Origin of the sequence: Pseudoalteromonas sp. S408, assembly GCF_005886645.1 — a bacterium.
Lineage (GTDB): Bacteria > Pseudomonadota > Gammaproteobacteria > Enterobacterales > Alteromonadaceae > Pseudoalteromonas.
In genome coordinates this window covers 83291-106711 of the sequence record NZ_PNDY01000012.1, presented here as the reverse complement: position 1 = coordinate 106711, position 23421 = coordinate 83291, and the positions used below count along the sequence as shown (strand labels likewise).

General features: G+C 38.7%; 25 protein-coding genes. 16 read left to right on the top strand and 9 right to left on the bottom strand.

The features are described from left to right. The first annotated feature begins 130 nt into the window (after window positions 1-130). From CWB62_RS11320 to CWB62_RS11310, 3 genes are all read left to right on the top strand, one after another. A complete protein-coding gene (locus tag CWB62_RS11320) occupies window positions 131-1564 on the top strand; it encodes a methyl-accepting chemotaxis protein (RefSeq protein ID WP_249310802.1) in 1434 nt (477 codons plus the stop codon). Then, window positions 1530-2072, top strand: a complete 543-nt coding sequence (locus tag CWB62_RS11315) for a DUF6436 domain-containing protein (protein ID WP_138530290.1) — start codon at window positions 1530-1532, stop codon at window positions 2070-2072. The genes CWB62_RS11320 and CWB62_RS11315 overlap by 35 nt, the downstream gene beginning before the upstream one ends. Window positions 2073-2451: 379 nt before the next feature. Then, complete coding sequence (locus CWB62_RS11310; RefSeq protein WP_138530292.1) at window positions 2452-2646, top strand: (2Fe-2S)-binding protein; 195 nt, start codon at window positions 2452-2454, stop codon at window positions 2644-2646. A 67-nt stretch (window positions 2647-2713) separates the two neighbouring features. On the opposite strand, the gene bfr (CWB62_RS11305) is transcribed toward CWB62_RS11310, so the two are convergent. Then, window positions 2714-3178, bottom strand: a complete 465-nt coding sequence (bfr, locus tag CWB62_RS11305) for a bacterioferritin (protein ID WP_138530294.1) — start codon at window positions 3176-3178, stop codon at window positions 2714-2716. Between the two features lie 14 nt (window positions 3179-3192). Beyond that, complete coding sequence (bfr, locus tag CWB62_RS11300; protein ID WP_006791631.1) at window positions 3193-3663, bottom strand: bacterioferritin; 471 nt, start codon at window positions 3661-3663, stop codon at window positions 3193-3195. Window positions 3664-4119: 456 nt separating this feature from the next. On the opposite strand from bfr (CWB62_RS11300), the gene CWB62_RS11295 reads away from it, so the two are divergent. From CWB62_RS11295 to CWB62_RS11275, 5 genes are all read left to right on the top strand, one after another. After that, window positions 4120-4602, top strand: coding sequence for a GNAT family N-acetyltransferase (locus CWB62_RS11295; RefSeq protein WP_058404611.1), 483 nt, complete (start codon window positions 4120-4122; stop codon window positions 4600-4602). Between the two features lie 77 nt (window positions 4603-4679). Then, on the top strand, window positions 4680-6035 hold the full coding sequence (locus CWB62_RS11290) for a DNA-3-methyladenine glycosylase 2 family protein (RefSeq protein ID WP_138530296.1): 1356 nt from the start codon (window positions 4680-4682) through the stop codon (window positions 6033-6035). After that, a complete protein-coding gene (locus tag CWB62_RS11285) occupies window positions 6032-6502 on the top strand; it encodes a methylated-DNA--[protein]-cysteine S-methyltransferase (RefSeq protein WP_138530298.1) in 471 nt (156 codons plus the stop codon). Before CWB62_RS11290 ends, CWB62_RS11285 begins: the two co-directional genes overlap by 4 nt. A gap of 117 nt (window positions 6503-6619) precedes the next feature. Then, window positions 6620-7384 carry a transporter substrate-binding domain-containing protein gene (locus CWB62_RS11280; protein WP_249310797.1) on the top strand — a complete coding sequence of 255 codons (765 nt, stop codon included), beginning with the start codon at window positions 6620-6622 and terminating at the stop codon, window positions 7382-7384. Between the two features lie 92 nt (window positions 7385-7476). Continuing rightward, complete coding sequence (locus tag CWB62_RS11275) at window positions 7477-8061, top strand: thymidine kinase (RefSeq protein WP_058404633.1); 585 nt, start codon at window positions 7477-7479, stop codon at window positions 8059-8061. Here the strand turns inward: CWB62_RS11275 and ltaE are convergent. Next, on the bottom strand, window positions 8044-9048 hold the full coding sequence (gene ltaE, locus CWB62_RS11270; RefSeq protein WP_138530302.1) for a low-specificity L-threonine aldolase: 1005 nt from the start codon (window positions 9046-9048) through the stop codon (window positions 8044-8046). The genes CWB62_RS11275 and ltaE overlap by 18 nt on opposite strands. 18 nt (window positions 9049-9066) lie before the next feature. After that, entirely contained in the window at window positions 9067-9999 is a 933-nt protein-coding gene (gene rlmF / locus CWB62_RS11265) for a 23S rRNA (adenine(1618)-N(6))-methyltransferase RlmF (protein ID WP_138530304.1), read from the bottom strand. A 127-nt stretch (window positions 10000-10126) separates the two neighbouring features. Between rlmF and CWB62_RS11260 the strand changes: the two genes are divergently transcribed. Beyond that, on the top strand, window positions 10127-11032 hold the full coding sequence (locus CWB62_RS11260) for an alpha/beta fold hydrolase (protein ID WP_058404617.1): 906 nt from the start codon (window positions 10127-10129) through the stop codon (window positions 11030-11032). On the opposite strand, the gene CWB62_RS11255 is transcribed toward CWB62_RS11260, so the two are convergent. The 3 genes from CWB62_RS11255 to CWB62_RS11245 form a co-directional block, all read right to left on the bottom strand. Then, window positions 11013-12449: a tetratricopeptide repeat-containing sulfotransferase family protein gene (locus CWB62_RS11255; protein ID WP_058404618.1), complete on the bottom strand. Its 1437-nt coding sequence runs from the start codon at window positions 12447-12449 to the stop codon at window positions 11013-11015. The two genes, CWB62_RS11260 and CWB62_RS11255, sit on opposite strands and share 20 nt — an antisense overlap. A gap of 85 nt (window positions 12450-12534) precedes the next feature. Beyond that, a complete protein-coding gene (locus CWB62_RS11250; protein ID WP_138530306.1) occupies window positions 12535-15117 on the bottom strand; it encodes a TonB-dependent receptor plug domain-containing protein in 2583 nt (860 codons plus the stop codon). A 330-nt stretch (window positions 15118-15447) separates the two neighbouring features. Further along, window positions 15448-15618: an oxidoreductase-like domain-containing protein gene (locus CWB62_RS11245; RefSeq protein WP_082653613.1), complete on the bottom strand. Its 171-nt coding sequence runs from the start codon at window positions 15616-15618 to the stop codon at window positions 15448-15450. A 102-nt stretch (window positions 15619-15720) separates the two neighbouring features. Here CWB62_RS11245 and CWB62_RS11240 point away from each other — a divergent pair, with 102 nt between their 5' ends. Together CWB62_RS11240 and CWB62_RS11235 are read left to right on the top strand one after the other, a co-directional pair. After that, entirely contained in the window at window positions 15721-16143 is a 423-nt protein-coding gene (locus tag CWB62_RS11240; RefSeq protein WP_058404619.1) for a hypothetical protein, read from the top strand. Between the two features lie 88 nt (window positions 16144-16231). Next, the gene (locus CWB62_RS11235) at window positions 16232-17596 is read left to right on the top strand and encodes a leucyl aminopeptidase family protein (protein WP_058404620.1); all 1365 of its coding nucleotides are present in this window, start codon (window positions 16232-16234) and stop codon (window positions 17594-17596) included. A gap of 31 nt (window positions 17597-17627) precedes the next feature. Here CWB62_RS11235 and gloA2 read toward each other — a convergent pair whose 3' ends face one another. Together gloA2 and CWB62_RS11225 are read right to left on the bottom strand one after the other, a co-directional pair. Further along, window positions 17628-18014 (bottom strand): SMU1112c/YaeR family gloxylase I-like metalloprotein, encoded by a 387-nt coding sequence (gene gloA2, locus CWB62_RS11230; protein ID WP_058404621.1) that lies wholly within the window; start codon window positions 18012-18014, stop codon window positions 17628-17630. Window positions 18015-18082: 68 nt separating this feature from the next. Next, window positions 18083-19156 (bottom strand): ketoacyl-ACP synthase III, encoded by a 1074-nt coding sequence (locus CWB62_RS11225; protein ID WP_138530308.1) that lies wholly within the window; start codon window positions 19154-19156, stop codon window positions 18083-18085. 153 nt (window positions 19157-19309) lie between these two features. Here CWB62_RS11225 and CWB62_RS11220 point away from each other — a divergent pair, with 153 nt between their 5' ends. From CWB62_RS11220 to CWB62_RS11200, 5 genes are read left to right on the top strand one after another with little or no spacing between them, the layout of a single operon-like run. Beyond that, entirely contained in the window at window positions 19310-20614 is a 1305-nt protein-coding gene (locus CWB62_RS11220) for a metal-dependent hydrolase family protein (RefSeq protein WP_138530309.1), read from the top strand. 8 nt (window positions 20615-20622) lie between these two features. Beyond that, a complete protein-coding gene (locus tag CWB62_RS11215; RefSeq protein WP_058404624.1) occupies window positions 20623-21030 on the top strand; it encodes a nuclear transport factor 2 family protein in 408 nt (135 codons plus the stop codon). A 54-nt stretch (window positions 21031-21084) separates the two neighbouring features. Beyond that, window positions 21085-22320 (top strand): ATP-binding protein, encoded by a 1236-nt coding sequence (locus CWB62_RS11210; protein ID WP_171034621.1) that lies wholly within the window; start codon window positions 21085-21087, stop codon window positions 22318-22320. Continuing rightward, complete coding sequence (locus CWB62_RS11205) at window positions 22320-22844, top strand: response regulator transcription factor (RefSeq protein ID WP_058404626.1); 525 nt, start codon at window positions 22320-22322, stop codon at window positions 22842-22844. The genes CWB62_RS11210 and CWB62_RS11205 overlap by 1 nt, the downstream gene beginning before the upstream one ends. A gap of 17 nt (window positions 22845-22861) precedes the next feature. Next, the gene (locus tag CWB62_RS11200) at window positions 22862-23287 is read left to right on the top strand and encodes a thiol-disulfide oxidoreductase DCC family protein (RefSeq protein ID WP_138530313.1); all 426 of its coding nucleotides are present in this window, start codon (window positions 22862-22864) and stop codon (window positions 23285-23287) included. Window positions 23288-23421 lie beyond the last annotated feature (134 nt).

Genomic DNA, 23421 nt, shown 5'->3' with positions numbered 1-23421 from the left:
TTTACTGTTTACTGTTTAATTGTTTATTGACAAATTTGGTACTATTTGTCTTTGTTTTATTAAGCTAAATGTATTAGTAAAACTAAAAGTTAGGGTCTTTATGTCTAGTGTTAGCCGCTTATAAACAGTTATCTTTATCCTATTATTTGTTGAATCTATAGGCCTTGGCCTTTATTTTGATACGTTAACTCAGGCATTTGTAGTTGGTTTGCCGCTGTGTTTATTACCAATATGGCTACTAAAAACGCAAGAAAACAATCCTGTCACCCCTCACATAGTCGCTGCAGCAATTATGATGTTTTTTTTACATATACAACAAGCGTTTGGCTTAATTGAAGTACATTTTGAAATTTTTATATTAATGCCAATATTAATTGTTTTTGTCCAGTGGCGCGTATTTATAACAGCTATTTTATTTGTTGCAGTCCATCACTTTTCTTTTTATTACTTGCAAACGCAAAACACGGGATTTTATGTTTTCGACCCTGATAGGCTCACATTCAGTACTGTCATAATCCATGCGGTATATGCAATAGTAGAGGTGCTTGTTGTTGGTTATATAGCTATCACTTTAGAGAGAGAGCGCCGAGCTGGAACATCACTTAGTTCAGCAACTGAGCAAATAATAGAAAACTCTGAGCACATTAAATTATCGCTTAGAGCAGATTACACACAAAGTGAAGCTGTTGTAGGTTTTAACACCTTACTCGATTACTTGTCGGACGTTATTAAACAAGTTAAAACCCAATCATATTCGCTAAAAACTAACTCCGGTGAATTAATTCATGTTCATGATAGGCTAGCAAATGGTGCACAGCAGCGCACTCAGCAAACAGATGATATAGCTAATTCGGGTGCTCAAGTTGCGCATGGTTTTAAATTAGTTGAGCAAGAAAGTGAAGTGTTAAAACATCAAGTTGATAGCATCACAGAATCGGCTAAAGGAGCTTTAAACGACGTATTACAAACCCATAGCAAAAGTAGAGAGCTACTAAATTTGTTAAATCACACTGAAGAGCAAATTAATCAACTCGTTGCTGCTGGTGACGTTATTTCAAGCTTATTAAACGAAATATCAGGAATAGCTGAACAGACAAATTTATTAGCGCTCAATGCAGCCATTGAGGCAGCCAGAGCTGGTGAGCACGGAAGAGGCTTTGCCGTTGTAGCAGATGAAGTACGATCATTGGCAAATCACAGTAAAGCAACTACAGACAAAATAGGCCTGACACTTAAAGACCTTGTTACAAATAGTAAAACGTCTACTCAATCAATGACTCAATGCGTAAGCTTTGTTGTTGATTTAACTGAGATAAGCACTGCAATGAAAGAGAATATCTCAGCAATGAGTGAACAAATAAAAGCGGTTTCAAGTAGTACTAGCTCGGTTGCACAAGTTGTTTCAGAGCAAGCTGGTAACACAGAACAGATCGCTAACAGCACAGACCAAATGCGCCAAAACCAGTATGAAGACGCCAATATTGTTAAGCAACTCACCGACAAAGTTCAGTTAATCGACGTGAGCATTGATGTACTTGAGCAATCAATTGCCAAATTTAAGTAGCTCAACTTTTTTAAAGTTTATAATATTCTGCTGGTTAGGATTTGTAATATCAGGCCTAGTCTACTTTCAAGCTGAACAGTTAAAGCCGTTTGATAGTGACAAAGTATTATTGCAAGATGGTTGGTTTTTGAGTTTTAAAAACCAACTAGGCTTGAATACGCAAACACATCAGGCGTCTTTGATTCTTGTTTTAGAACAAAACTGCGGTTGCACAAAGCAGGCTAACACTCATATTATCGCTCTTAAGCGCTTTGCAGAAGAAAAAGGCTTAAACATCATTCAGCATCCTTACTCAGCTAAGCTAAAGCACGTTATTCCAGCAACACCAGCTGCAATAATTATGGACAAGCATGGCGAGTTTGTTTACGCAGGGCCATTATCAGAAGGGTTAGCGTGCTCGCAGGGCAGTGGTTTTGTAGAAACGGCAATTAATAACTTAGTTGCGGGGTTTAATTCGGATTTACTCGTCGCAGATACTAAAGGTTGCTATTGTAAAAATATCGTTTAGCTTCATACGGCCGCTTATTTAAAAACAAATGCCTTGGATGTTAATTCGCACTCGACGTTCTCCTTAAAAGACAAGCTAATCAATTTTGTCTTAATAGCCCCTTATATATAGTTTGAATCAGTGTTAGCAGGCAGATTAAAGCAACACTTTTAGTTCTCCACTAGTTGAACTAACATATCAACTTCTACCAGTAGCAATTCTAAACAAGATTGACAAAAACTTAGCTGTTCACTGAGTAATCACTTTTTATGTTAGAGGTTATTTTAACGGCATTATGGGAGTAACAATAAAAATCAAATAAAGCTAGAATGGCTATTGATAACTATTACCATTTAGATTAAGATGAGCATATCAAAAGTAATTAGAGTGGTTTGTATTCATGTATATTTGTCTATGTCACGGTGTGACAGATAAAAAAATTGAGCAAACAATTGACGATGGTGCAACTACCATGCGTGAATTAACCAGAGAGCTTAAAGTGGGCAGCCAATGTGGTAAATGTTGCGGTTGTACTAAAAAGATCCTTAATCGTAAACTTATCGAAATTGCAGATATTACTGATCAAGTAGCTTAATTACATTTTAAAAATTCATAAAAAAAGCAGCTTTATTAAGCTGCTTTTTTTGTAACTAAATTATTGTTTAAAGTTGAGATTGTAGGTAATTTTCGATCCCTACATTTTCAATAAGCTGCTGCTGTGTTTCTAACCAATCCATTTGCTCTTCTTGCTCGTTTAAAATATGGTCGAGCGCCTCTCGGCTAATGTAATCTTTTTTACTTTCAGCTAGTTTAACGGCAGCGCGGAGTTCGTCTATGGTGTCGAGTTCGAAGCTCAAATTTGCTGTAATCATTTCTTCGCTGTTCTCACCTATACGTAAACGACCTAGGTCTTGAAGGTTTGGTAAACCTTCTAAAAACAAAATACGTTCAATCAAACGGTCAGCGTTTTTCATTTTCTGAATGGACACTTTATAATCGGCTTTATCAAGCTTACTAAAGCCAAAATCTTTAAACATGCGCGCGTGTAAAAAGTACTGATTGATGCCGACAAGTTCGTTAGCAAGTACGTTATTTAACGCTTTAATTACCTCTAAATCGCCTTTCATAACTTTAGCTCCTGCTAACCCATTTGTGATTGGTGGTAATTTTCTGAGCCAATTTTTTCAATTAGGCCAAGTTGTTGTTCTAACCAGTAAACGTGATCTTCTTCTGTGTCGAACAATAGCTTTTGAAGTATTGCACGAGATTGATAATCTTGCTGTTCTTCACAGATGGCAATAACATCTTTCACGCAGGCAACCACTTCTAGTTCAAGTGTTAAATCATTTTGCATCATGCTTTTAACATCGTTACCGATAAGTAAATCACGACGCTTAGTAAGGTTGGGTACACCTTCTAAAAATAAAATACGTTTGATCAACCAATCTGCATGGTCTTTTTCTTCTTCCATCTCATGATTAAGACGCTCATAAAGTTTATTCAATCCCCAATCGTCGTACATGCGCGAGTGTATAAAATATTGATCGATTGCAGCTAACTCATTGGCAAGGAGTGCATTAAATGCGTCGATTACTTTTTGATTACCTTTCATGATACGTCACCATAACTTTTTTTGATTGTAGCCAGTGTAGTGTAAAACTAATTAATTGCAAGTTTTTCTCTATAAAAATCATTGTGTTACTATTGGTTTTGATTCTTATTTAAGTTTGCATTGATGCTTACTTTACATACAGTGTTTTTGATTTCAGTTTAAATAAAATTTTAATTATTATCAGGTTAATATAGTTAAGTACTTCTGACGGAAGTAAAATAGGTGTTATGAACTAACAACACCGTTAAAGCATGTATGGTAGGCTTTATTGACATAATTAGCTGTACTCACGAGCAAAAGATTTCAGCAATTAAATACAGCAATTAAGTTAAACCATTAATACAGGGCAAAATAACGCTTTAACTATTTAAATGTATTGATGCTTAATACTTAATTAATTTTATGAAAAATATACTTTAATCTAATAAAAGCAAAGCACACCAGAGGAAAAACACTATGAGTCAGTCGATTATAATTCGCGATGCTAAACCTAGCGATGCAAATACTATCCTACATTTTATTACTGAGCTTGCAATATACGAAAAAGAACCCGATGCTGTAAAAACAAATGAGCAAGCAATTTTAGACACCTTATTTAGTGAAGGCGCCACTGCGCACAGTATTATATGTTTAGATGGCGATGAGCCAATTGGTTTTGCGGTTTATTTTTATAACTATTCGACTTGGTTAGGTAAAAATGGGTTATATCTTGAAGACTTATACGTTAGTCCAGATAGTCGTGGTAAAGGTGCAGGTAAAGCTATTATGAAGCATTTAGCCAATAAGGCGTTGAACAACAATTGTGGCCGATTTGAGTGGGTTGTGTTGGATTGGAATAAGCCTGCTATAGATTTTTATGACAGTATAGGTGCAAAACCACAAACTGAATGGATTATTTATCGTTTAACGGGCCAAGAGTTAATAGATTTCGCTAAATAGTTGAGTACCGATTGTGGCTAGCAATGGTTTAAAATTTATTTAAACTTTGTCGCAGTCAATTATTAAAAGAGCTGTTTATGATTTCATCTTACTGGCAAAAAGCACGTCAAAGTCGCGATCACCGTTTTGATGGTCTTTTCTATGTTGCAGTAAAAAGTACAGGTATTTATTGCAGGCCTATTTGTCCGGCTCCCACGGCGCTTGAAAAAAATGTTGTTTATTATGAGTTTGCTCATAATGCGGCACAAGACGGTTTTAGGCCATGCATTCGCTGTAGACCTGACAGCGCACCTGGAAGTGCTGCTTGGCAAGGGACTAAAACAACCGCTCTGAGGGCAAAGCAGCTCATTGACCAGCACAATGAACATGATTGTGAGATGCTAGCTGAAAGATTAGGTGTAAGTAGTCGATATTTAAGACGGTTATTTAAACAAAATTTTGGCTTGTCTGTCACGCAGTACCGTATTTTTAACCAGTGTCATTTTGCAAAAAAACTAATTCAAGAAACCAATTTACCGCTGACCGAGATTGCATTTTCAGCTGGCTTTAAAAGTACTCGACGCTTTAATGATGCATTTTTAAAGCAACTCAATATAGCCCCTTCAACACTGCGTAAAACTACTAATGTCAAACGCTCAACACTTGAATTAATCCTGCCTTTTAGACCGCCTTATAATTGGCTTGCTTTACGCTCGTTTATAGAAAAACGTTTAATTAAACCTGTTGAATGGGTCTCAGAAAATAGCTATGGTCGCACGTTTTCAAATGCACTGTATAAGGGGAGTTTCACTGCTGAATTTATTGAAGATAAACACCACTTTAAAGTGAAAATAGACATAGACAACACACAATATTTGCAATCTGTTATTAATAATATACGTCGAGTGCTAGATTTAGATGCTGATGTTAATTTAATAGAAACTCACTTAAGTAAAAACATAAACGATGCATTTCCACTGTGTATTGGGCTAAGGCTGCCTGGTATTTGGTCAGACTTTGAGGCAGGTATTCGAGCGGTGCTTGGTCAGCAGGTAAGCGTAGCTGCAGCGCATAACCTAGTCACTAAACTCGTTGCTGAACTTGGAGAAAATGACCTAAAGCATGCGTATTTTCCGAGTGCTGAACAAGTAGCACAAAGCAATTTTGATTTTTTTAAAATGCCACAGACGCGAAAAAACGCACTGCATAATTTAGCCTTATTTTGTAATAATAATCCCGGCAACAGCGACTTAGATTTATGGCTTGATTTAAAAGGAATCGGCCCATGGACAGTAAACTACGCTAAGTTAAGGGGGCAGAGTCAACCCGATGTGTTACTTGAAGGTGATTTAGGAATTAACAAAGCACAAGCTGCGGCGAATTCATTTAATAGTGAAAAGTGCACTCCATTTCGTTCATATTTAACGTTCCAACTTTGGCAGCAACTATCATGATTATTCAAACATACATATCAAGTCCTATAGACAATATAATAATTCAAGCAACTGAAAAAGGGGTGAGTTACGTTGGCTTTTATCCGCTTGAAACCTACCCACATGTGCCTCTTACTAAAGTAACTAATGAGCCGATATTGAGCTGTGCGCTACAATTAAATGAGTATTTTAATAAAAATCGTAAAATTTTTGATGTTCCCTTAGATACTAAAGGGACTGAATTTCAAAAAAGTGTATGGAACGCACTTTTAGATGTTCCTTACGGTAAAACTAATACGTATGGTGATATTGCTCACGCATTGAATAATCCAAAAGCGGTAAGAGCGGTGGGGGCCGCTAACGGTAAAAATCCGATTAGTATTATCGTACCCTGCCATCGAGTTATTGGCGCAAATGCAACGCTTACAGGGTATGCTGGTGGACTAGAAAGAAAGCGTTGGCTTTTACAACACGAAGGATTACTGTGAATGTGTTGCTATAAACTTTGTATCATATGCCATAAGGGTTAAACTATAAAAAACACCTTAATTAAAATAGCCATGCAAGTTGTTACACTATTTTACATATTTACTTTTTTAGCGCTCGTGACATTCAATAACGCGAGCGCGGCTGATAAAAAACTGCTTTTTTGCTATGAAGACAAAGAAATTGCGCCGATGTTTTTAGGTGTAGGACAAGAGATCCCGATTCAAAGGCCCGGTGCTTCGGCAGACGTATTACGGCTATTGGACGACGCGGTTGATGGCGTTGATATTGAGTTTGTAAGGAAACCTTGGCGAAGATGTTTGAAAGATCTTGAATCAAATAAAGTAAATGCGGTTATTGCAAGCTTTAGAAAAGGCAGAGAGCGAATAGCCGTTTACCCAATGAATGAAAATGCAAAACCTAACACCCAGTTTGCCATTAGTAAGTTTGGTAGTTGCTTGTTAGGTCGTGATAAGTTCCGCTCACAATGGCAACTGCGTGACGAGTTAAACAGCAAAATATTTACGATTGCAGTGCCAAGTGGCTACGGCTTGGGCACAACTTTAGACAAAGAACCTCTTTTTGTTCACGAAACAGTGTCTAAAAAAAGTGCATTTGAATTACTTAATAAAGGCGTAGTAGATTCAAGCATCGATATTTGCCAAGTTGATAAAACCAAAACGTCAAGTTACCCTCATAACGACACTGATGTAGCAGCGATATACCCTCCATATGAGTTCACTTTTGGTTATTTAGTTTTTTCGCATCAATTCTATGAAAATCATCCGGTGCTTAGCCATAAAATGTGGCAATGGATTAGTGAATTTGATACCGCTCCTATCTACATTAATTATTTAAATTCAGCAAAACAGCCTGAAAACTAATGCTTTAAACCATAATCTTATTTAGCGTTTGAAATTGGTATTCATTGAATATTAGGGTAGCATAAGCGCACTTTTTGCAACTTGGCACCATCATGGCTCAATTATACTTTTACTATTCTGCAATGAATGCGGGAAAATCTACCACCTTATTACAATCGGCTTTTAATTATAAAGAGCGAGGAATGGAGCCGGTAATTCTCACTGCTGCTATTGATAATAGAGCCGGTGTGGGTAAGGTTTCGTCTCGAATAGGTTTGCAAGCAGATGCACATGTATTTGATGCAAGTAAAGATGTATATGAATTGATTCAATCGCTTAATAGTGAAAGAAAACGCCATTGTATATTAGTTGATGAATGTCAGTTTTTATCTAAAGAGCAGGTAATGCAGTTAACGGATGTAGTTGATGAGTTGGGCATTCCTGTGCTTTGCTACGGTTTACGAAACGACTTTAGAGGTGAGTTGTTTGTCGGTTCGCAATATCTTTTAGCTTGGGCTGATAAGTTAATTGAGCTTAAAACAGTGTGCCATTGTGGGCGCAAAGCCAATCACGTATTACGTACCGATGAAAATGGTGATGCGATTGCCGATGGTAATCAAGTTGAAATTGGCGGCAACGATCGTTATGTATCGGTGTGCCGCAAACATTATAAAGCGGCTTTAAACATGGGCCGATAACGCGTTAATAAACGTGTCTATATCTTTTTGTGTTATCCCTAAATGCGTTACTAGCCTAAGTTGTTTGCTTGGGCTTATTAGGATACCTTGCTGCTTTAGATTCTGGGCTATATCTGCAATATTAAAATCTTCGACATAAGAGGCATACACCATATTGGTCGTATTACTCATATCTACGTTAAAGCCTTTGAGTGCACTTAAACTTTCAGCTAGGTAGCGCGCATTAGCATGATCGTCTTTTAAGCGGTTTACGTTATTTTCAAGCGCATATTGCCCTGCAGCAGCGAGCATTCCGGCTTGTCGCATGCCACCACCGAGTACTTTACGCCAGCGTCTAGCTTTGTTTATTAACGTTGACGACCCCAATAATAATGATCCAACCGGTGCACCTAGCCCTTTAGATAGGCAAATAGACACAGAATCAAAATGTGTGGTTATTTCTTTAATATCAACTTTCAACTCAGTAGATGCATTAAATGCGCGAGCGCCATCTAAATGCAGCGCTAAATTATGCTCATTAACAAAGTTTCGTGCTTGGGCGAGGTATTTTAGGCTAAGTACTTTGCCGCCAATGGTATTTTCTAGGCTTAATAGTCGAGTTTTCGCAAAGTGACTATCGTCTGGTTTAATTGCTGCGGCAATTTGTTTAAAATTAAGTGTGCCGTTTAGTTCGTTTTCTATCGGTTGTGGCTGTATAGAGCCTAAAACAGCTGCACCACCACCTTCAAATTTATAATTATGCGCATTTTGACCGCAAATATATTCATCCCCACGTTCACAATGTGCCATTAATGCAAGTAAATTAGCCTGCGTGCCAGAGCTGCAAAAAAGCGCGGCTTCACAATTAAAACGGGTAATGGCGAAGTGCTCTAAGTTATTGACACTTTCATCATCGCCGTATACATCATCACCGACTGGTGCGCTGTACATGATATCACGCATTTCTTTTGTTGGTTTGGTGACCGTATCTGAACGAAAATCTATCATAGTTTGCCTTATTCTTAGTTAATCAAGTTCATTACAAATTTGTTCACGCGTTTCTTTATCAAAGTAGCTCCATGCAATAAATCGACTGACTTTTTGTCCCTGCGCCATTTCAATAATTTTATATTCGGCAATAGGGCATGTTTTTAGTTTTGCTTCAAGTGCAATAAGTGAGTCTTTTTTAGAGATTAAAGACGTAAACCATAATACCTGTTCAGCAAATTCTTCACTTTCAGCAATCATTGTTGTAATGAATTGTACTTCGCCACCTTCACACCAGAGCTCGTTACTATTTCCGCCGAAGTTAAGGGTGTTATTTGGCGATTTCCCTAGGTTTTTCCATTTGCGCTCACTGCCTTTGTTTGCTTGTTCCTCACTGGCATGAAAAGGTGGGTTACAGAGCGTTAAGTGGTATAAATCTTTTTGGTTGATAACACCTTTAAAAATATTAGCTGAGTTTTTTTGCAGCTTGAGCGTTATTTTTAAGGCATTAAATTGCGCAATTTGCTTGGCTATTTTTATAGATATAGGGTCTATATCTGAGCCAGTAAAGTGCCACTTATATTCACTTGTTCCTGTTAATGGGTAAACTAAATTTGCTCCAGTGCCTATATCAAGTACTTTAACCTGCTTACCCCTAGGAATTGTTTGCTGATTATCTTCGCTTAATAGATCGGCTAAGTAATGGATGTAGTCTACACGTCCAGGTATTGGTGGGCATAAGTTGTGCACTGGAATATCCCAAAACTCAATATTATAGTGCGCTTTTAGTAGTGCTTGGTTGAGTGTTTTTACTGCTTTATTATTTGCAAAGTCAATGCTTTTAGTACCTGCAGGCGTATTCACTATATATGGGCAGAGAGCCGGCAGGGCAAGTGTTAGTAATTCAAAATCGTAACCACTATTATGCTGATTGCGTGGGTGTAGTTTTGCACGTGGCGTATTTTTAGTCATGGATTTATTTTGGCAATCTATATCAATAGTTAATTGTAACAAATCCTGGTAATTAAAGTGCAGACAATTACTTTGGCATATTTAAAAATACTGGTACGATGAGTTAGGGTAATAATAAGGAACAAGCGTGACCATCTCTCAACACTCAATAACTATAAATTTAGCAGCTGAACAAACACTGCATTTACGCAAAATATTCGATGAAAAACAAAATGGTCCCATTGTATTTTTTATGCATGGTGCAGTTGAAAATGGCAAAATTTTTTATACGCATAGCAATAAAGGCCTTGCTCCATTTTTAGCTGAGCACGGCTATCGTTGTTATGTTGCTGATTTGCGTGGGCGCGGTGAAAGTAAGCCCGTCATTTCTAAATCTGCTGCGTATGGTCAAACAGAAGCTATTTTAGAAGATATTCCTGCGTTTATAAATAAAATTGAGCAGCTTGAAGGTCATAAACCCGATTACTGGGTTGCGCATTCGTGGGGTGGCGTTTTAATGAATAGTGTCTTCGCACGTTTTCCACATTATATTGATGATGTAAAAGCATGTGTTTATTTTGGTTCAAAACGTTCTCTGTTTAACAATCATCCAAAAAAACTACTTCAGGCCAATTTTATTTGGTATTTTATGGCGCCATTGCTTGCAAAAAAACACGGATATTTACCTGCAAGGCGCTTAAAGTGGGGCAGCGACGATGAAACCCAAAAGTCTCATTATCAAAGCATGCAGTGGGCTAAAAAAAGGCCTTGGATCGATTCAGACGATAATTTTGATTACGCAAAAGCATTGCAAACACTTCATTTACCTCCTACGCTGCATGTTGCAGCGGTTAAAGATAAAGCGTTAGCACAGCCAATTGATATTCAAAGGTTTATTGATGAATCAGGCCCTGGTATACAACAAATGCGCATTTATGGTCGCCGCCATGGACACCGCATAGATTACGATCACATAAACATGTTAACTCATCCGACAGCCCGAAAAGAGCAATTTAACGATTTACTTGAATGGTTTAAGTGTCACCCTTGTTGATTAGTTTGAGCAGGGGGACTTGGTATCGCTCCCATTTACTAACGGCATTTGTATTTACTGGCTGACGAACAGCTTGTTTGCTGAGTGTTGTGACGGCTCTTTTTTGTTTGTAAAACGTTAAGCAATTTTGCTCGTATTTACAGCCTAAAAAGTCAAAAAGAGCACTTAGTTGGTCTTCGGGGTTATTTACTAAGTCTTCATAAGCTAAATTAAACACCGGTAGTTTTAAAGTATTCCAATGTGTCATTAGTTTTTCATATAAGCCATGGTAGTGCTTAAACTCAGTTAAAGAACAAAAGTACGGTTCGTTTTCAGAAAAATAGTTACTAAATACCGAGAATGCAGTGGCGTTAATGTTACGTGTTAAATTTATAAACTTAGCGTTAGGAAATAACATATAAATCAGTCCGAGAGATTGATAGTTACTTGGTAGCTTATTAATAATAATAGGCCTTAACGGTTTGGCTGCTTTAAGAGTATCAATATAAATATTGCGAGCTTGATTAATTAGGCTAGGCGTTAAGTTGGTTAAGCACTGAGGATACGGAGTTTTGGTTTGTTGTTCTAAAAAAGCAACAACACTATTACTAATACTCGCGTTTTCACCTAGGCTTGAACATTGACTATGATTTGAAAGCATTTGTTCAAGTAGGGTTGACCCGCTTCTGGGCATGCCGATTATAAATACAGGCGTGATTGTGCCAGAAAAGTCTTTTTCAGGTGAAGCTAATATATCTTGAGTGTTGTATTTAATAATCTGATCATAAAAAGGGTCGAGCTCTTTGGTTTTAAATGGGCTTAATTTATATTGCAGCGTATTTGCTAGTTCAAAATAGTTAAAAGCTTGATCTGTATCACCTAGTTTATCGTAGCTCTTGCCCAATGCGTAATAACACACCATTTTAAGGCGTAGGTTGTTTGTTTGAGTTAATAAGTGATGCAAATTACTAATGTAATTGTGTTCTTTATTAAAACGACCTAGTTGTACTAATTCAAATAAAATATAGGCGGTAACAGGGTATAAGCCCATGCTTAATGCGTGTGCAAATGTGGTGTGCGCTTTATCTAAATTACCATGTGTTAAATAATGCTGTGCTAAGTAATAATGTGGCTCAGGGTTATGGCTTGCTATGCTTTTTGCGTATTCTAATACAGTAAGTGCGTCGTGTGGTGAATTAACACCATTAAAAGCGTCTGCCAACGCGTGCAGTGGTTCTAACATGTGGGGTAAACGTTCACAGGCTTTTTGTAGTAAATAAACTGCGGCATCAAACTTTTCTAGTCTTAGTGCTATCTTACCTAAACCAAATAAGGCTTCGCCATTTTCAGGCTCACTAGCAAGTAGCGTTTTGTAATGAAACTCTGCTTCTTTTAGCTTGTTTTGTTCGAGTAGTTTGTTGGCTTTATCTAATAACATAGTAGAACATTTTATTTTTTATTCACTATAAAATAAAAAAGGCGAAATGTCTTAACATTTCGCCTGAGTGCTTTCATTCTAAAAATTAGAAAGTATACGTGGCCTTAGCGTAGTAGAAGCCACCGTTAATACCGTAAGGAGATGTTTCGTAGTATTTACCACCCCAGTTATTATTTGGGATACCAGTCGCATCTTGGAAATCAAGTTTTTCAGCATCTTGGTCAAGTAAGTTTTGTGCACCTACAGAAAAGCTGATTGAGTCATTCACAAAGTACGTAATTTCTGCATCAAGCGTTACAGATGCGTCTGCTGTTTTAGCTGTTGCGTCGTAATCTACGTGAACGCCTTGATATTCGCCATAGTAGTTAAGACGAGTAAATGCAGAAATTGACTCCCACTGTTGAGCCCACGTAAGTGTTGCACGGTGGTTTGGTAAGTCTTCTTCTAAGCGTTTAACTTTAAACTCACCGGTAATGTCACTGAATTTAGTTACTTCAGTTTCATTCCAGTTGTAAGCAAGGCTAAATGTAGAGCTGCCACCTAAAATATCTGCTGTGTAGTTAGCTACAACATCAACACCTTGAGTTGTTGTGTCAAAATCATTAGTGAAAAAGCTAACTTGCGCAAGGCCTTCAACATTAGGTACGCCTGCAGCTGTTAGTGTATCTTTATCTGCTTGGCTAAGCGTAATTTTTTCAGATTGACTTATACGGTCTTCAACTTGAATGTTGTAGTAATCAATTGTTAGGAACAAATCGCCAAGTGTATAAACAGCACCAAATGTGTAGCTTTGCGATTCTTCAGGCTCAAGTTCTGTACCACCTAGTTGAACAGCAACTGGGTTTGTAGGTGGTAACAATGCAGAATCTCTTAGCACACCATCGCTTAGGTTTGTTTGAACGTTACTAACGTTTGCTTGACCAACGGTTGGTGCACGGAAACCTGTGCTGATTGAACCACGAATATTTAGATCTTCAGTAACATGATACTGAGCCATTAATTTGTAGTTTGTTGTGCTACCAAACGAGTCGTAGTCTTCAAAGCGAAGCGCTAAGCCCATTAAGAAGTCTTCTGTAAATGGTGCTTCAATGTCTACAAATGCTGCGTAGTTACGGCGTGTAAATTCGCCCGCTTGCGACGGTTTAAAACCAGGGAAACCGTTTGAACCAATGCCAAAACCTTGTGCTGTTAATGGGCCCGCGGTGTATGATGCTTCATCACCTGAGATGATTGTAAATGTTTCTTCATGCCACTCTAAACCACCGGCTACGTTCACATCGTAAGCTAGGTCAAAGTCGAAGCCTTTAGATAGGTCTAAGTTAAAGTTTTTCTCTAACTGCTCATATTTACCTGGGCTAAAGTCACGTGGTGTATCTGGACCTAAAGACGCATTAACTGTGTTGTAAATAAAGTAACGAGATTCATTTAGGCCAACAGTACCACTTAAATCATAAAGTACGTCTTTCATGAAGCCGTCTGTAAATTCACCTTTAGTACCAATGGTTAAAGAGGTGTCAGTGATGTTGCCACCAAAGTTTGGTGTAAAGCCACCAGGGATCATTTCGTTAAATGCAAAACAATCTGGATTGTTAGCCACACCGTTAATGTAAGCAGGGTCGTCTAAAACATTACCGTCTGTAATTGAAATAGTAGGACAGTTGGCGCTCATGTCGTCAGTTAAGTCTGCAACAAGAAGTGTTGCGCCATCATCGTTTGAGTATACACCAGAACGAGTATGCGGGTTACGGTAGTAAAAACCACCACGTACGTCGCGCTCAGAGTAGTTACCAAACATGTAAAATTGTGAACTGTTTGTTAGGTCTAGGCCTACATTACCAAAAAGTGAGATATCGTCATCAACTTCTGGTGCACCCCAAACTTGAGCAAGAGACGAGACTTCAGGTACACCTGCTGCTGCAAAACCTGCCGCATCTGGGCGTTGAACTGAGCGACTAGTCGCATCTGCTGTTTTATATTGGAAACTTAAGTTGGCAAAACCACTGTCTGTAAATGGTAAACCTACGTTACCAGAAATTTGAGTGGTATCGCCGTCGCCTTCAAAATATTGACCTTTACGAACTTCGAACTTACCGCCTTCTGAAGCGTCTTTTAATTGGAAGTTCATTACACCTGCGATGGCGTCAGATCCGTACTGAGCAGCTGCACCGTCACGAAGTACTTCAACTTGTTTAATTGCAATGCTAGGAATAACTGAAATATCTGAACCTTGTGCACCATCGTTAATACCACCACCTAAAAAGGCGATTACAGATGCACGGTGACGACGTTTGCCGTTTAAAAGTATTAAGGTGCTGTCTGATGGTAAACCACGAAGGTTAGCAGGGCGAACAAGTGATGCTGCATCACTAATCGGGTTTTGATGAACGTTGAAAGAAGGAACAGAGCCTTTTAGAAGTTCTAGCATGTCAGTATTGCCTGACTTTTCTAGTTCTTCACCACCAATAATATCAATAGGTACCGGTGAGTCACCAATTGAACGTGGAGCTGAACGCGTACCTACTACAGCGATTTTCTCTACATTTTTATTAACTTTAACTTCGCTTTGTTCATCTGCTGCTATTGCAGAGCCCGAGATAAATAATCCGGCGGTGGTTGTGGCTAATGCAAATTTAATCGCTTGGTTTAGCGCATTGTTTTTTAATTTCATTCTAAATTTCCCCAGTTAGAATAATTTTGTTTTAGTCGTGCTTTAAAGCACGCCTTAATCATAATTGTGGAACGAACAGAGTGGTTTAAGCCGATTGAAATATCGATTCAAAAGAGCATAAATGCTCAGCTTCTGTTAATTCCTGAATACAGACTATACATAAAAAACAACAAGAGCAATTATTAATTAACTATTAAATAACAAAACTTTAATTGGGTAAAAAATCCAAAGGTGGTGCATTTTAATGCCGATTATAACCATTTGTGTGCAGGTTGGGTTATATTTGGGAATATTAATGCAGGTGAGGAAGGGCTTTTCGAGGTTGTTTTTTTAACTTTCATCCTGTTTTTTTGTTTTTGTTTGCAAATTTGTTAATTTCCATGTTGCTAATTTTTCTCTATATTCGTCCCACACACATGAATAACAATTGCCACTGCCGCAACATTCATCAGATTTTGGTTTTTCAGGTTTTTGTGGAATTTGAGTTGTGAAATCAGGCATAGTTTATTCTTTTGGGCACTAGTTTGGTGCAAAGGATAAAGTATAGTCATAATCAAGTAAATTATTCTTTGTTAACTCATCAGCATGTGTGAAAATAAACACATGCGATTATATAAAGTTATCCACCGAGCTCCTTGGCGTGTAGTAAAAATTAGTAAAAGACGTCAGCAGCTTCGTTTTCGTCGTGCTATGGTGGCGCTTAAAATTGCACTTGCTCAAGAAAAAAAAGAAACCAAAGAAATGCTTTTTATATACAAGCGATACACACAAGGGCAAACAAACAGTGCAGAGCTTAAACGCGCCAATGAGCAGTTTGTTGATATACTGAAAGGTTTAGGCTTAGGTATATTTGCAGTGCTTCCTTTTGCTCCACTTACTATCCCTCTCGTTGTTAAGTTAGGTCGCCTTGTTGGTGTTGATGTTTTACCCAGCTCGTTTAGCATTAATAAATCAATAAAAGAGCTAGATAATGAGGTAGTTCAAGCAAATCAAAATTCAACTAAAAAAAACATATTAAAAAAGTAACAACAAAAACCCTTCAATTAGCGATACCTTTTAATAGTGCTTATTGGTATGCTCACAAGTACCATTTTTATAATATATGAGCTATTTAATGAGTGCATTACTTCGCAATACATCCTCTGGTATCCCTTTATCATTTATTCTTAAAAGCGAACTCTCTGATTGGCAAGCAAAGCAGCCTTTATTTATACAAAATTGGTTAAGCAATACCGGTTTTGAAAAGCAAGGTTTAGCGTTAATTCCAGATCCTGACTCAGGGCAGCTAAACCAAGTAATTTGCTTAATGCAAAGCGCAGATGACTTTTGGGCTGCGGGCAATTTAGCTAATGCGTTACCTGCAGGTAGTTATCAAATTCAAGGTGATGACACGTTTATAGAGCAAGTTGCTTTAGGCTTTGTTCTTGGCGGATACGAATTTAGTGAATACAAAGAAAAACCGACGCTAAAAGCAGAGCTGTGTATTGAAAACGAGCTTTTATACACACGAATTAAACAACAAGCCGATGCTATTTTTTTAGCGCGTGATTTAGTCAATACACCGGCGGTTGATATGATGCCGCAACATTTATCGCAAGTGATGGAAGATTTAGCTTCATCTCATGGTGGAGAGTTTTCACAATGGGTTGGTGATGAACTGTTAGAGCAAAACTATCCAACAATCCATATGGTAGGCCGTGCAAGTGAAAATAAACCGCGTTTACTTGATTTGAAGTGGGGGGCCGATGATGCACCACTTATAACGCTTGTTGGTAAAGGGGTGTGCTTTGACTCTGGCGGGCTCGATTTAAAGCCAAGCTCTGGTATGCGCAACATGAAAAAAGACATGGGCGGTGCAGCGCATGTAATTGCATTAGCCCAGTTAATCATGGCGGCTAAATTGCCTGTTCGTTTACGTGTGCTAGTACCCGCAGTTGAAAATGCGGTATCACGAAATGCATTTCGCCCAGGTGATGTAATAAAAACGCGCAAAGGTATTATGGTTGAAATTGATAATACGGATGCTGAAGGGCGTTTGGTCTTGTGTGATGCGCTAAGTGAAGCACAAAATGATAATCCAGAACTTATTATTGATTTTGCAACATTAACAGGGGCATGTCGTGTAGCGTTAGGTACTGAGCTACCTGGTTTCTTTTCTACAGAGCGTGATGTAGCTAACGGTATAATTGATGCGGGCTTAAGTGTGAACGACCCTGTTTGGCAATTACCCTTGTTTGAGCAGTACCGCGGATTTTTGAAAAGTGACGTTGCAGATATGGCTAACTGTTCAAGTACGCCATTTGGTGGCGCAATTACTGCTGCGCTTTACTTAAAAGAGTTTGTAGAGCCAACCACACCTTGGGTACATTTTGATGTAATGGCGTGGAACCTTCGTTCGTTACCAGGTCGCCCAGCAGGCGGTGAAGCGCTTGGTATTAGAGCCGTGTTTAACTATTTACAAAACCGCTTTAATCATTAATTAACCGTGAAACATTAGCGCTATATGAAGCTTAAACTTCATATAGCTCTAGCGGCAAATCATCAGGGTCGGCAAAAAAAGTAAACTTTTTACCTGTAATTTCATCAATTCTAATTTCTTCCACAGCCACACTTTTACTTTCTAAATATTCTTTTGCTTTAGTTACATTGTTAACTTTAAATGCTAAATGGCGTAAGCCTTGTGCTTCGGGGTAACTAGGCCTTGATGGTGCACCTTCAAACGAAAATAACTCAACTTGGCTTCCATCAGGCATAGCTAAGTCTAACTTATACGAATTACGCTCAGCCCTGTAATGCTCGTTAACAATATTAAGTTTTAAAATTTCACTGTAAAAATGTTTAGAGCGAGCATAATCACTGCAAATAATCGCAGTGTGATGAATACCTAAAAGCTCCATAAATGTGTCTTCCTTAAACAAAAAACGCACTAAAAAGTGCGTTTTAATTCTATATTTTCAAAGCGAGCTTATTCAGCGTCTTTACATGCTTTAACAGCCGGAGCAACTAACTCTAAACCTGTTTGAGTGCAAGGCGGTAATTGTGCGTCGCTAAGGCTAATTGGGGTTACACGTTCACCCCATTTTATATAACTTGCAGCCCATGTTAAACCAGCACCAAATGCTGCAGACATAATGTTTGAATGAGGCTTTATCAACCCTTGTTCAACCGCTTCACATAGCGCAATTGCAATAGTGGCAGCTGATGTGTTGCCATAATCTGCAATGTTAACCATTACTTTTTCATCAGGCACTTTTAAACGGTGCTGAATTGCTTGAATAATGCGTAAGTTAGCTTGATGTGGTACCAGTACGTTTATGTCGTCTAGGCTTAAATTAGCTTGTTCGAGCACGTCGTCACAGGCTTCACTCATTCCTTTTACGGCACGTTTAAATATTTCGCGCCCTTCAAATAACAGATCAGACGGACCAATGGGCTCATATTTGTTTAAATCACTACCAAAGTTAGTGATATGAAGAATGTCGCGGTCTTCACTATCACACCCTGTTTTAGTGCCAAGTAAACCTGCGGGTGTTTCTGCCGCTTCTAGTACAACGGCACCAGCGCCATCACCAAATAGCACGGCACTGTCGCGGCGCGCCCAGTTTACATACCAAGTCATTCGCTCAGCAGCAATAACAACCGCTTTTTTGATCATGCCAGCTTGAATTTGCGCAGTAGCAGCTTGTAATGCATATAAAAAGCCAGAGCACGCTGCATTTGTATCCATAGCGGCTGCGCCTGTTGCGCCGATATTTTTTTGTACTTGCGATGCGGTATTTGCAACAACTGTTGAAGGCGTACAGGTTGCAAGTATGACAAGATCAATCTCTTTTGCGTCAACACCTGCGCAAGCAAGCGCGTGTTTTGCAGCTATGGTTGCCAGCTCTGCTGTACTTACATGGCTTACACGGCGAGATTTGATGCCAGTACGCGTGGTGATCCACTCGTCGGTGGTATCAACTATTTCGCTAATTTCATCGTTGCTAATACTTGCTGGTGGTATGCATTTGCCCCAACCAGTGATATGTGCGTATGGCATAGTGTGTTCTCTTAAGGTGGTATAACTTCAATTTATTACCGGCAAGTTATACCAAAAATCAACTTGTAAGACTAGTTTATAGCGTGCTTTGTATCGTAAATATTCGCTATTAAAGGTTTTTTAAGGTAAAGCTAGTATAAAAAAGGAGCATCTATGAAAACAGCACTCACAACATTATCGTCAATTGTATTGGCAATGTTCGCTAATAATGTAAGCGCAGCACATTCTAAAATTATTTACGCAGGTAGTTTACTTGTGGCACCTGAGCAAGCGCTAAAAAAAGAACAAACCTTGATTGTTACCCATGACAAAATAGTGTCAATTAAAGATGGTTATATATCAAAGTCAGCACTTAATTTACCCGATGCTGACATAATTAATTTAAAAAACCAGTTTGTTATGCCTGGTTTGATTGACATGCATGTGCATGTAACTTTTGAACGTGATGCTAAAGCAAACCCTCACCGTTGGGCTACAGAATATGAGGCCGATTACGCGCTGCGTTCCATTAAGTATTTAGAACGTACGCTTGATGCGGGTTTTACGTCGGTGCGTGACTTAGGCAGCGATTACCAAGTTATTTTTCCGCTAAAACGCGCTATTGAGCGAAAAGATATTGCCGGTCCTCGTATTTTTGCAGCGGGTAATACAATATCCCCAAGCGGCGGTCATGCTGATATGCATGGCTACAGAAAAGATATAACCGATGTTTTTAAAACGACACTAGGAATTTGTAATGGCGCTGACGATTGCCGCCGTGCAGTGAGAGAAGTTATTAAAAGCGGTGCCGACGTAATTAAAATTACCGCAACGGGTGGTGTTTTAAGTAATACCGCAGCGGGAGTGAATCAGCAACTCACTGATGATGAGCTGGCTGCCATTGTAGATACGGCTCATCATTTAGGGCGCAAGGTAACAGCACATGCCCACGGAACAGAAGGTATAAAAGCAGCGCTTAGAGCTGGGGTTGATTCAATAGAACACGGTTCTTATTTAGATAAAAAAACAGTCAATTTATTCAACAAAACGCAGGCCTATTTAGTTCCTACTTTGCTTGCTGGTGCCACGGTAAGTGAAGAGGTACTAACTAATCCTAATATGCCAGCGGCAATTGCCAATAAAGTGCGAGAAGTAACGCCTAAAATGCAAGCATCGTTTAAATTAGCGCTTAAAAATAAGGTCAATATTGCCTTTGGTACCGACTCGGGCGTATCCCGTCATGGTCTTAATGCAAACGAATTTAGTTTAATGGTTGATAATGGAATGAGTGAGGCGCATGCAATAAAATCAGCCACGGTGTATGCTGCTAAATTGTTAGGACAAAGCCATCAGTTAGGCGACTTGAGTGTTGGCAAACAAGCAGATATTATCAGCGTAAATGGCTCGCCACTTGAAGACATAAACGTACTTAAAAACGTGCAATTTGTCATGAAAGCAGGGCAAATTTACAAGCAATAGGAAAGCACATGAGCAGCAAAATTAAAGCGTCGTTGTTTAATCATTTAATTGAGGCTGAGCGTCAATTACTTGAGCCTGAGGTTCGCCAATCAGAACGTGCACTCGATGCTTTACTCGACGATGAGTTTATCGAAATTGCTGCTAATGGCACGTCATTTAATAAATACCAAGTACTCACACGCCTACCCACTGAAGTGGTGCCGCAGTTTTATAATCAGCATTTTAAAGGCCGAATGTTGAGCGTTGATGTGGCGCAAATAAGTTATCAAGCAGCGTATAGACGCTCTGCCCGTGCCGAATTTAATTATTCACTTCGCATGTCGTTATGGCGTAAAAATAGCGCACAGCAATGGCAAATGGTGTTTCATCAAGGCACACCTTGCGCTGCTTTTACAATTTCAATGGACGATGAGTAACGTTCTACCACAGTTTATTTTTATATATTAAATTGGAAAATCATTGTTTTGTTAATGCAAACCGATCCCACTATCAGCCGTTTACTTATGTTACGAAGCGGCGCCATTGCAGTACAATTAGTTGCTGTATTAAGTGTCTATTTTTTGCTTGATTACCAGTTAGCGTTACTGCCCTTACTTGGTGTGATTGCTTTAGAGGCGGTATTTCAACTAATCAGTTTGTTTGCCTACCGACACGTTAGTCACACTAAGCCCTCAGTTATGTTGATGCAACTCACTGCTGACGTTTTATTTTTAACTATTTTGCTTTCTTTAAGTGGCGGAGCTACCAATGCCTTTGTGTCTTTGTTGCTGCTACCCATTATGATAGCAGCGGTCACATTGCGTGAAAAAGGCTTAGCTTATATTGCGTTACTTGCCATTGCAGCATACAGCTTTTTATTAATAAATATGCCCGATCACAGTATGCATCAAATGAACATGAGCGGCCATTTTATTGGCATGTGGGTTAACTTCGTTTTAAGTACCAGTGTAATAGCGCTTGTAATAGGGGGCATGAGCCGCACGCTAAAAGAACGCGAACGCATTATTGCCAAAGCAAGAGAAAAACAATTACGAAATGAGCAGTTAGTCACGCTTGATGGCGCTGCAGCACAAATAACTCATCAGTTAGCAACACCGATAGCTAACTTACAATTACTGTTTGAAGAGCTATTAGAAGACCAACCTGACAATGCTATTGTTAAGCAAATGCAACCTCCTCTTATACAATGTCGAGCGCAACTTAATAGTTTTAGAGTGCTTTCAGAGCAAATAAGGGTTAAAAATGCTAAAGATCAAATAACCATAACGCAGTTACAAACAGCCATCAGCGATACCTTTGTATTACAATACCCTGATCAACACATAAAATGGGCTGCTTCCTCAATTACCGCCGTGCTTTTAAGTGATGCAATGTTGTTACCGGCTATATTAAATTTGTTGCAAAATGCGGCTATTGCAAATCAAAAGCAAGGTAAAACAAAGCTTGAATTAAGTTGGGAGCTAAGCCCACAAGAACACCACATATACTTATTAATTCGTGATTTTGGTAATGGTTTTACCGATTCACAATTAGCGGAGCTAGGCGGGCAAGTAATGCCTAGTGAGCAAGGCATGGGGTTAGCTGTATTGTTATCTAACGTCACGTTTGAACGTCTAAATGGCTCGTTAACGTTATTTAACCATAAAGAAGGCGGTGCCGTAGCAAAGGTTAAGTTAGCCATTATTAATAGCGAGCAAACAGCATAATGAAGTTACTGATAATTGAAGATGATATAAATTTAGCCAGTACGCTTGCTAGGCGTTTAACTAAGCAAGGCTTCACCTGTGATGTTGCGCATAACCAAAGCGACGCATTATTGCGTGCGCGCCAATTAGTACCCGACTCAATTTTACTAGACATGAAACTTGGAGACGACAATGGCTTAATGCTTATAAAGCCACTGCGCAACTTATTAGAAAATACACATATAGTCTTACTAACTGGGTTTGCTAGCATTGCCACTGCGGTTGAAGCAATGCGCTTAGGGGCAAACGATTATTTAACTAAACCTATTGATATGGCAACATTATTAAAAGCACTCAATAACGAAACAAGTGAACTTCAAACGAGTATTGATGATGCTGTTATGTCGCCTGAGCGCTTAGAATGGGAGCATATTCAGCAAGTACTACACAGTAATAATGGCAATATATCGGTCACAGCTAGGCAATTAAATATGCATAGACGCACATTGCAACGTAAGTTACAAAAAAAGCCGGTTCAGCACTAACCGCTTAAGGAAAATAAATGGGTGAAAATGCAGGCACACTAATGCGTAATCGAAAAATTATATTATTCGACTCACAATGTAAATTATGTAGTGCGTGGTGTAATTTTATAATTAGTAACGATACCAATGCCATTTTTAAACTATGCAGCGTGCAATCCCCAAAAGGTGAGTTGCTATTAACTCACTTTGGCTTTTCAACTACACAATACGCCTCGATGGTGTACTTAGAAAACGGCAAAGTATTCACGCAAAGCCATGCTTTATTTGAAGTAGTAAAGCAGCTTGGTTACCCTTACAAACTAGCAACTATTTTTAGTGTTTTACCTAACACCTTTAATAATTGGCTGTACGATAAAATTGCTCTAAACCGTTATACCTTATTTGGCAAATACCAATACTGCAGAGTCCCCAGTCCAGATGATGCAAAACATTATTTAATTTGAACGCAGATACAGAGATTTATTAACGTATTGAATCATATTCTCCATTAGACAAATATATAAAGCAGTATAATAATCGCAATGATACGATATGCTGTTTATGCATTGGACAGCTGTTTCAGACTTTCCAATATATT